Source organism: Pedobacter psychrodurus, from assembly GCF_032678585.1.
GTDB classification, from domain to species: Bacteria; Bacteroidota; Bacteroidia; order Sphingobacteriales; family Sphingobacteriaceae; genus Pedobacter; species Pedobacter psychrodurus_A.
Genome location: NZ_JAVTSN010000014.1, coordinates 1 through 12,386, shown reverse-complemented (window position 1 = coordinate 12,386; position 12,386 = coordinate 1). Strand labels below are relative to the sequence as shown.

The window sequence follows — 12,386 nt, the reverse complement described above, 5'->3', positions numbered from 1 at the left end:
TTTCTAAACGCCAGAGAATGCGGTAAACCCGCCATCTACCTTCACGTTTTCGCCATTTACAAATTTAGAGGCATCGCTAAGCAAATAGACTAAAGCACCGATCAATTCTTCGGGATCGCCAAAACGTTTAAATGGTGTTTTAGAAATGATGGCCTGCCCCCTTTCGGTTAAAGAGCCATCTGCGTTGGTTAACAATGCCCTGTTCTGGTTGGTGATAAAAAAGCCCGGTACAATGGCATTCATTCTGATTTTATCCTGATAACGGTTGGCCAGCTCTACCGCCATCCACTTGGTATAACTATCAATCGAAGCCTTTGCCAGCGAATAACCCAATACACGGGTAAGCGCCTGTGTGGCCGAAACAGAAGAAATGTTAACGATACTGCCACCATTTTTGGCTATTTCTTTCCCAAAAACCTGCGTCGGCATAATGGTACCGAATAAATTTAAATCGAATGCTTGTTTAAGGGCAGGAACGTTAAGATCGAAAACATCACTTCCAGGTTGAATTACGGCCTCAGCCACATTACCGCCCGCTGCGTTTACCAGTGCATCAATACGCCCGAATTCTTTGATGATGGTCGCATTGGCGTCGATCAGGTTCTGCTCGTCTAATACATCAGCAATAATGTAAATGGCTTTACCGCCGGCATGAATCACATCGGCAGCCCTTTGTTTTGCAATTTCTTCGTTTCTACCAATCACCACGATTGAGGCACCCGCTGCACACAATCCGTTAACAAAAGCCTCACCTAAAACGCCTGTGGCACCTGTAACGACTACCACCTTGTTTTTTAGCGAAAAAAGGTTTTCTACTTCTTTTACCATTGTTTAGTTTGTTTAAGGTTATTCTACTACTAACGTGGTTATGGAGTGTGGCAAACTGGTTGTAGTTGCGGCCTCACCTTTTATCCATAAACTGTATTTTAATTTATCGTCTGATTGGTTCATCACTACCACCACAAGTTTTCCATCGGTATTTAAAAAGGCTGTGGATTGTAATTTATCGCGACTCGAAGCCGAACCGATTCTTTTCGCTCCGGGACGGATGAATTTAGAAAAATGGCCCATATAATAATAGGCATTGGTATATATCAGTTTATCGTTTTTTGTATCGGCGTGTACCGGTGCGAAACAGAAATTACCCACGTGGTTTGGTCCACCTTTTTCATCTAAAAGAATATTCCAGTCGGTCCAGGCTGCTGTTCCGGCATTAAAATCGTTGATCATCGAGTAACCGTAACGCTCGCCCAATGTCCAGTCGTCTAATTTATTTACATCGTATTTTTCTTTACATCCTTCGGTGAAAATCAAGGCTTTATCCGGATATGCTTCATGAGTTTGTTTTACATTGCCAAACTGCATTCCGCTGCCCGTCCAGGTTTCGTACCAGTGGAAACCGATACCCCATACATATTTTGCGGCATCCTTATCGTTTAAAATGGTACTGGCCCTTTGGAAAATCTGATCGCGGTTATGGTCCCATGCAATGAGTTTTTTTGAGGCTAGACCCGATTTCTGTAAAGTTGGACCCAGGAAGTTTTTAATAAAATCGCGTTCCTCTTCAGCCGTAAACACACAGGATTCCCATTTTTGTTTGGCCATAGGCTCATTTTGAACGCTTAAGCCCCAAATTGGAATACCCATCGCCTCATAGGTTTTAATAAATTTCACATAGTGATTGGCCCAGCTCTGGCGGAAAGCAGGCAATAAATGCCCACCCTGGATTAAACTGTTGTTATCTTTCATCCATGCTGGTGGCGACCATGGGCTAACAAACAAAGGCAATTTACCGCCTGATGCTGCAATAGCCTGTTTAATCAAAGGGATTTTAAATTCCTGATCGTGCGCTACGCTAAAGGTTTTAAGGTCCTTATCATTATCCTGCACATAGGTATAACTTCCGCTTGAAAAATCACAACTGGCGATATTGGTACGGGCTAAGGTATAACCAATCCCTTTATCCCGGCTGTAATATGCCGTTAAAAGTTCCTGTTGGTTTTTCTTCGAAAGTTTGGCAAAAGTTTCGGCAGAAGCATCAGTTAAAGCACCACCAATACCTACCAAAGTTTGATATTTAACTGTCGGATCGACAAAAATACAAGGCTCTGTTTCAAATGGTTGTTTGTTCTCAACAAAACTTAAGGTTTCGGTTTTACTAAGGCGGTATTCAGATTTCTCCGCAGTGGTGTATACCGATACCTTTTTATTGGCAACGGTATACGTTTGCACAGGTTTTACTGATTTTTTGTTCTGCGCCGCTGCAGTAAATGCAGTTGCCAAAACCAATAGGATGCTCAGATTTTGTTTCATTATATATTTATTTAATCTATCGCCTTACAAATGGCGTATTTTTTTTTACTGGCCCAATTTCCGAATAAATCGTGCATTTAAACCATACAATCTTAAATATTACACCTTATTTATAGCTATTTTAAACAGCTGGAGCGTAACATTTTATCGCTTAGGAAAATACATCGATCATTTGTTTATCATTTTATTTGTTACTTCTCAGCAAAGCTTCTAAATAATAGTAATCGGCATAGTTAATCGGTACATCAATTTCTGATTTCGCAGGGCGGTGACCAGTACTATGTTCCAGGATGAAACCATAGTTTGTTCCGGCTTTGCTCGTGTATTTGGTACTTAATGAATATAAAATTTTATCGGCTGCTGCTTTATACCTTTTACCATTGGCGCTATACTTTGCCAATTCGTAAAGTGCTGATGCGGTGATGGAAGCCGCCGAAGCATCTCTCGAAACATCTGGTATCTTAGGGTCGTTATAATCCCAATATGGAATACCATCGGCTGGAGTAATTTTACTGTTTAAGATAAAACCTGCAACACCATCAGCCTGAGCTAAATATGTTTTGTTTTTGGTTTCACGATAGCACATGGTATAACCATACAAGGCCCAGGCCTGTCCACGTGCCCATGCCGATTCGTTCGCATAACCCTGTGCAGTTACTTTCTGGCGTACGTTACCACTTAGCGTATCGTAATCAATTACGTGATAAGAACTGAAATCGGGTCTGAAATGGTTTTTCATGGTGGTATTGGCATGCGTTACGGCAATTTTATAAAAAGATGAATCGCCAGTTAGCTTGGTGGTTTCGAACAACAGCTCCAGGTTCATCATATTGTCGATAATTACCGGATATTTCCATTTATCGCCATTGTGGTCCCACGATTTTAACACCCCTGCTTTTGCATTAAAGCGTGTAGACAATGATTTTGCCGCCTGGATGATGACTGCTTTATAGGCAGGATCGTTTGTTAAGCGGTATCCGTTACCAAATGGACAATAAATCATAAAGCCTAAATCATGGGTTCCGCGGTTAAACTGTTCCTTTTTGATGTCTTCGGTATATTTTTTGGCCAGATCGAGCCATTTTTTGTCTTTGGTATACTGGTAGAAATACCACAATTCGGCTGGAAAGAAACCACTTGTCCAGTCTTTAGAAATGACCATTTTAAACTGGCCGTTTTCTACCGTTCGTGGTGAAACCAGGTTGGGTTTTATTTTTCTGGCCGAATCTACGTTTTTAATGAGCACCTCTGTTTGTTTTGCTGCTGAGGCAAAGGCTTTTTTCACATCTGTTTTTTGTGCCTTTACTACACTGAAAGACAATACACTTAGTGCTGTTATGATTACTTTTAAATTCATATTACAACCAGATTAATGGGTTACGGATAGGTAAATTTCTAATGACTTCTTCTACTTGTGGTTTATGGTCTAACTTAGCCCAGGTGTTATACCAGTTTTCCTGGTTATAGGCTACGGCACCAAACACTAAAAAGGGCTGTGCTACCGGCCAGTTTTCCCAATACATTACATCAGGCGGCAAGGTCCATTTGCTTTTGTCTGCAATAAAGGGATATAAATAAGTCACTCCTTTTTTGATGGATTTACCATCTTTGGTTTCGAAATTCCAGAGGTTATCCTTTGGTGTCGATAAAATCTGGCAGAGCATGGTCATGGCATCAAGGTTAAAGATCGAATAACCATAAGGTTTGGTTCTGGCCATTTCTAATGGAAAATTGCCATCAGTACCCATTTGGTTTGGTAAAAGAATGGTTTTATAACTGGTACGTAACGAATCGAGCATATTTTCATCGCCACAAAGCCGTGCGAATGAAGCCACCTGCATGGCCCAACAAGTGGCATGGTTGTTTTTTACTGTTTTTTCCTGAATACCTGGTTTGCTCGTATTTAACCATAAAGTATAATCTGCAAACCATTTTTTTACACCTTTAGCGGTATTTGGATCGAAAGCTTTGGCTTTTTGCATCACCAATGCCCCCTGAGCTACTTCCATCAAATGAATGGTATCGATAATACCATAATTGCGGCCTGTAAATTTACCTTTAACAGCCTGTGCAAACAGTAAATTTGGGTTCATTAAGGTTTCTGCATTGATAAACCAGGCCTGGAAATGTTTTACAGCCGCTTTTACATACTTTTCATCACCCGTAACTTTATAGGCAGAGGCCAAAGCACCGATAATTTTGCTAAAACGGACCATAGCCTTACGGTGTGCTAAAAAGTTATCAGGATTGGTTAATCCATCCCTATTGATATAGGGACCATCAGGGTTTTGGGGATCGGGCCAGAAATAATCGGCTTCAGAGAAGAAATCGTGTTTCCCACCGGCACTCCTGGGCGACGATGAATCTGTAACCGTAATCGGTTTTTGTTGCATGGCCCAGGCGGCCTCGGCTAAAATCTGCTTTTTTAACAAAACGGCAGCATCCTTTTTGAAGTCCGAAGCCCTGGGATTCTCCTTTGGGACGGGAGATGCAAAAGTTGTCCCTGTAAAACAGAGCAGGATAAATAAAACATAAGAGATGATTTTTTTCATTGGTTATATATTTGGTCAGGATGTTATAATGCGATAAAAACTGTTTTCAAACCTTCAGCCCTAACGGATACTGTATTTTGTCCCTTATTTAAATTCACGCTGATCATTGCCCTGCCGTTGTATGCCTGCACTTTACGCGAACCGGAAGAAGTACCCTGATTATCAATCAATTTACCATCACCAGTTAAACCAAAAGTAATCAGGTTAACCGCGTCTAAACATTGTATACCTTTATCGTCAAAAAGCTTCACCTCAACGGTTGTAACATCACCTTGCTGACCGATTTTTTTCAATTCCATCTTTGCAGGTTTAGTCCATTTTTCGGTTTGATAGGTAAATTTATTTTCGTCAGTTACGGTTTCTTTCCCCTTTTTGGCAATCACCTTTACGGTGTTTTCGCCTTTTACGAAAGGAAGGTTCCAGCGTAAACCAGCTGCTGGGTAATCCTGACTGTTGCGTTTTTTGCTACCAAAACTTTTGCCGTTTAAGAAAATTTCGGCATCGGTACAGTTTGAGTAAATTTTGACCATTTTCTCTTCGCCTTCATCGCCCCAACGTACCGGCCAGGTATGTCCGTAAATATGCACCATTGGTTTTTCGGTCCAGTAAGATTGGAAAACATAGTAAGATTCTTTTTTGGTAAAGTCACGCTCTACCACCCCTTTTTGATTGACATAAGGTACAGGATTTTCGGGACGTATTGGTGTAGAAAAATCTTTGAACGGCCAGTAAGCCGTACCGCTTAACCAGGGCATGTTTTCCTGCTCTTTCAAATGCCAGTCGATTAAATTAGCGATATACGATTCGCTCCAGTCGCCATCTTTTGAAATTCTGGCTGCACCACCATATAAAGAAGCATCGCCTGCCCTTTCATCGGCACTGCCACCTGTTTTAATCTTACTAAGGGCTTTATCCGGATTTTCCGAATGACGCAATGCATGACTATCACCGCCCCATTCTACATGTAAAAAGCGTTTTACCTTGGCAAACTCATCTTCTGAGGCCTTTTTATAATCCGTATAAGCCCCACGGTACCATCCTGCCCAAATGGAAGGAGAATATACATCAACGATATCGCTACAAAAATCGCAACGGCGAATGGCCGTGTACCTTGATTTATCCAATTGATGCGATAAATCATTCAGCTCTTTCATAAAAGTCCTGATCTTTTCTTTATCAAATTCAGGAAAGTCTCCGGGCCAATCGTTCTCATTGCCCATCCCCCAAATGATAATGGCTGGGTGGTTAAAATGTTGTTCAACCATATTGGTGAGCATTCTGCGGGCCTGTTGTTTGTATATTTCGCCACCTAAACCACCACGGCACCAGGGAATTTCTTCCCAAACGAGTATCCCTAAACTATCGCAAAGGTTGAGTACAATGCGCGATTGCTGATAATGCCCCAGGCGGATAAAATTAACGCCCATATCTTTCATCATCTGCATTTCCTCACGGATCATACCTTCGGTCATTGCAGCTGCTACACCAGCATGATCTTCGTGGCGGTGTGTTCCCCGCAGCAATAAACGTTTCCCATTCAGATTAAAAGGTCCTTTTTCAACAAATTCGATATTACGGAAACCGATTTTCTCTTCTCCCTTATAATTTCCTGCAGCAGAAAGCACTTCATATTGTAAATGGTATTGTACAGGTTTATCCGTCGACCATAATTGAGGTTTTTTTACTTCTAACGTCCATAAATCAATGTCACCAGATAGATTACTCAGTTCTTTCTCCGTTTTAGCTACAATTTTACCGGCAAGATCAACTAACTTCAACTGAACGGTGGCTCCGGCAATTCCCATGGGATTATATAAGCGGGTTTTAACTGTCAATTTACCCAGTTTGCCCTGCGCATCTACTTCCGCCTTGGCAAACATTTTATCAACGGATAGTGATGGGTTATAAACCAAATTCAGATAACGGTAAATACCGCCATAAACGTTAAAATCAGATAGATCGGAAGGGATCATTTCCAGGTCTCTGGAATTATCGGTCCTTATCGAAACCGGAACTTTGCCTTTAAACTGTTTCAGATAAACATCGGTTTTTTGAAAAGCCGCAACAGCATCGGTAATATCTGCCGTCCACTCATCATAACCACCAACATGTGTAGCTACTTTAGTGCTATATACGTAAACTTCTGTTTTCTGTCCGGCGCCTTCGAAATGTAAAATCGTTCTTCCGCCCTGGTAGGGGTTGTCTATTTTAAGCTGTGTGCGGTACCAGGCTGGACCCTGATAATAATTTACATCAGGATCTACGGCATCTTCAGCATTAACACAATGTGGCAAACTTACTTTCTGCCATATCGGTGAGGCTTCCGGATTGCCAACGCCCACCGGACGAACGGCTTCCCATATCCCGCCTAAATCCTGTTTTAAAAACTCCCAATTGTTGTTTAACCGAACAGATTGCTGTGCAAACAACTGACTGGTAAACAGTGTGAATACTAAAATTATATATCTGGCTTGCTTTAACATAAATCTTGAAAATTAAACTTTTAAACGCAATTTTTTCTTTTCTAAAAAGTAGACGATTCCGATCACTAAAAATGCCATCAGGAACGACCTGATCATACCACCAATTCCCGAACTCAGAAAGTGTGGAAAATGGAAATGCACTAAACTGAAAAGAGAATACAATAAATATGGAATGAGGTAACAGGTTAAGGTGCTGGTGCCCGCAGGTTTAATAATTTTAAACCAATCTTTTTCCTGTCTTACCTCAATGAGGTGGCGAACCTAATTCAACAACGTATTATCCTTTTCCAGTTTAATGTTATTTGAAGCTGTTCCGATCATTATATTCTAAAGTTAAGGCTAATGGCAAGTATTTCTCATTGGTGTTTGTGGCTATTATTTAACGCCTTCTAAAATTGCTTGATATGCTGGTTTTCGCTGATATTTTGCGTTGAAGGGCAAAGGCCAATCGACATGTTTAAAATTGGAAGGAATCCAGCTATCGGCATCGGTTACATTCCACTGCGTAATGCCAAACTGCTGGTTTTTCGGAATGGCGTTGTAAGCCTGAACAATGGTTTTATATTTTGCTGCTTGCTGCTCTCCCAGCTCATTGGTATACGTTATCGATTGCACATTATCGGGATTCAATGAGATATCGATTTCAGAAATGTGGATTTTTAAACCTGTTGCCGCTGCAGTAGCAATGGCAGCTGTTAAATTTGCATCGGTTTGTGTTACGCGGGTATGCATCTGTATGCCGATCCCATCAATAGGTATCCCTTTATTTTTTAAACCTTTAACCAGATTTAAGATTGCAGTGCGTTTGGTTGGGCCAAATTCATGGCCATAATCGTTGTAAAAAAGTAAGGCATTTGGATCTGCTTCATGCGCATATTGGAATGCCCTACCGATATAATCTACACCTAACTTTTGCACCCAGATGCTATTGCGTAAGGTACCATCTTCGTTGACGGCTTCATTTACCACATCCCATGAAACAACTTTACCCTTAAAATGGCCTACAACAGTTTGGATATGGGTTTTCAAAAGGTTCTCCCATTCAGCCGTAGTTCCCTGGAAATTATTTACCCAATTGGGAAGTGATTGGTACCAGTTCAAGGTATGGCCGTGTATTCTTTTTCCATTGGCTACGGCAAAATCGACCAGATAATCGGCATCACTCCAGGTGTATGTATCTTTTGACGGATGTACAGATGCAAATTTCATGGCGTTTTCTGCCGTAACACTATTAAATTCTTTAATGACCAGATTACGGTAATTCGTATTGCTTTTTAACAGATTTACATTAATTGAGGCCCCCATTGGAAAAGGCATATTTTTCTGTAAGGTAATTTCTTCTGTCTTCGAAACGGATGTGATGAAACCCGGATCGATACCGCTACTCGTGTAGTTGGCACAAGAGAGGGTTAACATCGCCATAGAAATTATTTTCGAAGCGAAACTAATCTTCTGTAATCTTTTCATATTTTATTTGTATTTGACCTGTATCTGGTCGTAAAAATCTTTCAACACATAAAAAGCTTTCTTTTTCTTCCCTGTTTCGCTGATGAGGCCTTTTCGGTTCCAGAAATTCTGATAGATAGGATGTTGTCTTCGTGGCGACCTGAAATCGGTTAAAATCCAGGGTGTCATGCCGCGTAAAGCACCAATTTTACTTAACAGGGTAATTTGGTTTTTATACAGCGCCTCCTGGTACTCTTCACTCCAGCGGGTATTTTCATCGGCGTGGAAACCACCTAATGCATCGCCACCAAACTCAGTGATGACCACAGGTTTTTTATACTTGATATCAAAATTGTATTTAACGATTTCGGACGGGTTACCTCCCCAATACCAACCCGCATATTCATTAAAGCTTACCAGATCGATTTTTTCACCCAGTGGATCATTTAAAATAATATTGTTCCCTTCGCGGTGCACTTCTAAAGCCGCCGCAACCAAACGGGTATCATCTAAAGCTCGGGCCGTTTCGGCCAGATTGCTCATAAAACTTAAGCGGGCATCACTTAACGGTGTTTCGTTGCCGATAGACCAAACGATTACACTGGCCCTGTTTTTATCGCGTACAATTAAATCGGTCAGTTGTTGTTTGGCATTGGCATAAGTGGCAGGATTTGTCCAGCTGATGGTCCAATACACCGGAACCTCAGCCCAAACCAATAGGCCCATTTCGTCGGCCAGGCGGATCATTTCTTCATTGTGCGGGTAATGTGCCAGGCGAACATAGTTACAGTTCATATCTTTTGCCCATTGTAACATCATGCGCATATCGCCTTCTGAACGTAAACGACCAGCCAATAAAGGATTTTCATCATGAAGGGATATCCCTCTTAAGAAGACCGATTTACGGTTTAAAAGAATGCTATCGCCATCTACCTGAATGGTCCGGAAACCAATTTTATCATTAATATTTTCTTTATCGGTTTTAATATTTACCGCATAAAGTTTAGGGGTTTCAGGCGACCATAGGCTTAAATTGTTCCAGGTGAATTCGTCGGCAATTTTACCTTCGCCATCTGTTTTATATTTCTTTTCCAGCTTTAATTCAGGAATGGACAAAGTAATCTCCTGCCCAGCTGTAGCATCGGCCAGTTTTACAGAAAAGTTTAACAGGTTTTTATTCCCTTTAACGAGCTGAAGTTTATAATCGTTAATAAAATGTTCCGGAAATTCAGCTAAAAAAACATCACGGGTAATACCACCATAATTCCACCAATCGGTGTTTACGGTAGGGATTTCATCCTGTTTACGGATATTATCCACCTTAAGTACAATCGAATTTTCGCCAACTTTTAAGTTGCTGGTTACATCGAACTGGAAAGGCGTAAAACCACCTTTGTGTACACCTAATTTTTTACCATTAAGGTAAACATGCGCTTCGTAGTTAACCGCACCAAAATACACGAAATATCTTTTTCCTTTTTCGGGTTTGGCATCAAACTTTTTGCGCAACCAAACATTACCTTCGTAAAGTTCTAACTTTTCTGATTGCGAATTCCAATCGCCCGGAACATTCATTTGTGGCGAATGATCGAAATCATACTCGATCAGTTCTGATTTATCCTTTTGAACCTTATCATCAAAGTAACCTCCGGTCCCTGTTTTCGATTGATCGAAGGGCTCATGGCGGTAATCGTAATAGCCGTTTTCGTAAGGATCGATAATATAGTTCCATTTGCCGTTAAGACTTTGGATTTTCCGTCCCTGAATGTTCTGTATAGCCGTAACCTGACCGTAACTGATTGATGAAAAGAGCGAAAAGCAGATTAAAAATACGCTATAGGTTGTTTTTAGCATAACTTAAGTTTTAATATTAATTAATTGATCGTTTCAAAACTAACAATTAATTAACGGACGGTGTTTCTACCGCCCGCCTAAATTTGAGCAAAATCTAGTTTTTTAAATAAAATCCGGGACTCTGATCCGGATATAGTGCTTTATTAATTCACTTATGGTACTGCCTTTCCATATTGATATTAGTCTGGCAGAAGAAGATGGAGCTTAACTGATCCTAAACATCTTGAGGATTGGGCGATTTTGTCTTCAAAGCGGGGTATTTCGGTGTTAAGGTAACGTCAGTACTTTCAGCTAAACCTGGTACTCCTGTTAGCGCCCCTTTAAAATTGAAGTAGGTATGGGATGATTTCATCATTTTTATTCGGTTAGTGTGTGTGTTAGTGGTAACGAATTTAGAAAAGCTTAGCAGATAAAAGTGTTTTTAATCACCTAAAAAGCGGCAAAATCCATTGAAACTACATTTCAAACGTTTGAAATAATTGCGTTTTTTTTCTTATCTATGCATGGAGATTGGAAAAGATGACGAATAACACCCCTGTTACACTAAAGTTCTTGGCTGAAAAGTTAAAGATGTCAGTATCAACAGTATCAAAAGCCCTTAATAACTACCCCACCATTAACGAGTACACTAAGAAACGTGTACAGGAAATGGCTCGCGATCTGCATTTTACGCCAAACAAATCAGCCATTAATTTAAAAGAAAAGAAATCGCGCATTATTGGTATTATTTTGCCAAACCTGTTAGACCACTTTTTCACCAGGAGCATTTATGGTGTGGAACAGTTTGCCACCCAAAATGGATACAATGTGATCATCAGTCAATCTCACGATGATCTGGAAAAAGAAATTCAATCGGCAAATATGTTGTTAAGAAGCCGTGTTGACGGTTTAATTGTGGCCATTTCGAAGAATACGCAGGATTTTGCACATCTGGATCAATTCGAGAATATGGGTATTCCGGTAGTTTATTATACACGTAACCCAAGTTTTAACCTCAGTTGCCACAAAGTATTGGGCAATACCTTTCAGGGCTGTTACCAGGCCACGAAGTTTTTAATCGACAGAGGACATAAAAAGATTGCTTATCTGGGTGGTCCTAAAATGATTAATTTTACACACGATCGTTTTAACGGATACATCAACGCTTTAAAAGATAATCAAGTGCCTTTTTCATCAGAATTGGTGGCCTATACTGATTTTGATAAAGAAAATACAATTTCTGCCATCCAGAATCTTTTTTCCCATCCGGAAAACATGCCCACAGCGCTCGTCGCTTTTAAAGAGCCTATCCTGTTTGACGCCATAAAATACCTGAGATCGATCAATCATCCTAATTTTAACAAAATTGAATGTATAGGTTTCGGTAATACTTCTTTTATCAGCTATCTCGACTCGCCCCCTATCGCCTCTATTGAAGAAAATCCAGAATCTGTAGGCGAAAATGCCATCAAATTATTGCTCCAGCTGATTAATAAAGAAATAGACATCCAGAACTACCAAAAAGTAATGGTAGACTGTAAGCTGGTTGTACACGGGCAGTAGCGTTGAGCGCTTAGTGTAAGGCGCATGGCGTTTGGTGTATTAAGCATAAACGATTAAAATCTGCGAACCTTTTCTGCTTAATCTGCGGGAAACTTTCCAGATATCGTACACCATTAAGAAGTTAAGGCAGTTAAGAAATACCATTCAGCCTTAATGTCCTTAATCCCTTAATGATAGAAAGACCTTCACTTTATCG

Annotated in this window: 9 protein-coding genes; 1 reads left to right on the top strand and 8 read right to left on the bottom strand. The window is 40.6% G+C overall.

What is annotated here, in order from left to right; genetic code table 11:
- Positions 1–3: 3 nt before the first annotated feature.
- The 8 genes from R2S57_RS11085 to R2S57_RS11050 form a co-directional block, all read right to left on the bottom strand.
- On the bottom strand, positions 4–828 hold the full coding sequence (locus R2S57_RS11085; RefSeq protein WP_316845018.1) for an SDR family oxidoreductase: 825 nt from the start codon (positions 826–828) through the stop codon (positions 4–6).
- 18 nt (positions 829–846) lie between these two features.
- Complete coding sequence (locus tag R2S57_RS11080) at positions 847–2,313, bottom strand: glycoside hydrolase family 30 protein (RefSeq protein WP_316845017.1); 1,467 nt, start codon at positions 2,311–2,313, stop codon at positions 847–849.
- A gap of 184 nt (positions 2,314–2,497) precedes the next feature.
- Positions 2,498–3,670, bottom strand: coding sequence for a glycoside hydrolase family 88 protein (locus R2S57_RS11075; RefSeq protein WP_316845016.1), 1,173 nt, complete (start codon positions 3,668–3,670; stop codon positions 2,498–2,500).
- A gap of 1 nt (position 3,671) precedes the next feature.
- Entirely contained in the window at positions 3,672–4,865 is a 1,194-nt protein-coding gene (locus R2S57_RS11070) for an alginate lyase family protein (RefSeq protein ID WP_316845015.1), read from the bottom strand.
- Positions 4,866–4,888: 23 nt separating this feature from the next.
- Positions 4,889–7,348 (bottom strand): glycoside hydrolase family 2 TIM barrel-domain containing protein, encoded by a 2,460-nt coding sequence (locus R2S57_RS11065; protein WP_316845014.1) that lies wholly within the window; start codon positions 7,346–7,348, stop codon positions 4,889–4,891.
- A 375-nt stretch (positions 7,349–7,723) separates the two neighbouring features.
- Complete coding sequence (locus R2S57_RS11060; protein WP_316845013.1) at positions 7,724–8,815, bottom strand: endo-1,4-beta-xylanase; 1,092 nt, start codon at positions 8,813–8,815, stop codon at positions 7,724–7,726.
- Positions 8,816–8,818: 3 nt separating this feature from the next.
- Entirely contained in the window at positions 8,819–10,648 is a 1,830-nt protein-coding gene (locus R2S57_RS11055) for a glycoside hydrolase family 2 protein (RefSeq protein WP_316845012.1), read from the bottom strand.
- A gap of 214 nt (positions 10,649–10,862) precedes the next feature.
- Positions 10,863–11,003, bottom strand: coding sequence for a hypothetical protein (locus R2S57_RS11050; protein ID WP_316845011.1), 141 nt, complete (start codon positions 11,001–11,003; stop codon positions 10,863–10,865).
- A gap of 164 nt (positions 11,004–11,167) precedes the next feature.
- Here R2S57_RS11050 and R2S57_RS11045 point away from each other — a divergent pair, with 164 nt between their 5' ends.
- Entirely contained in the window at positions 11,168–12,190 is a 1,023-nt protein-coding gene (locus R2S57_RS11045; protein WP_316845010.1) for a LacI family DNA-binding transcriptional regulator, read from the top strand.
- The last annotated feature ends 196 nt before the right edge of the window (positions 12,191–12,386 follow it).

Bases quoted from the DNA above. Each gene is read 5' to 3' on its own strand.
- R2S57_RS11050 (WP_316845011.1), bottom strand. From the start codon at position 11,003: ATGATGAAATCATCCCATACCTACTTCAATTTTAAAGGGGCGCTAACA.
- R2S57_RS11055 (WP_316845012.1), bottom strand. From the start codon at position 10,648: ATGCTAAAAACAACCTATAGCGTATTTTTAATCTGCTTTTCGCTCTTT.
- R2S57_RS11070 (WP_316845015.1), bottom strand. From the start codon at position 4,865: ATGAAAAAAATCATCTCTTATGTTTTATTTATCCTGCTCTGTTTTACA.
- R2S57_RS11085 (WP_316845018.1), bottom strand. From the start codon at position 828: ATGGTAAAAGAAGTAGAAAACCTTTTTTCGCTAAAAAACAAGGTGGTA.
- R2S57_RS11045 (WP_316845010.1), top strand. From the start codon at position 11,168: ATGACGAATAACACCCCTGTTACACTAAAGTTCTTGGCTGAAAAGTTA.
- R2S57_RS11060 (WP_316845013.1), bottom strand. From the start codon at position 8,815: ATGAAAAGATTACAGAAGATTAGTTTCGCTTCGAAAATAATTTCTATG.
- R2S57_RS11080 (WP_316845017.1), bottom strand. From the start codon at position 2,313: ATGAAACAAAATCTGAGCATCCTATTGGTTTTGGCAACTGCATTTACT.
- R2S57_RS11065 (WP_316845014.1), bottom strand. From the start codon at position 7,348: ATGTTAAAGCAAGCCAGATATATAATTTTAGTATTCACACTGTTTACC.
- R2S57_RS11075 (WP_316845016.1), bottom strand. From the start codon at position 3,670: ATGAATTTAAAAGTAATCATAACAGCACTAAGTGTATTGTCTTTCAGT.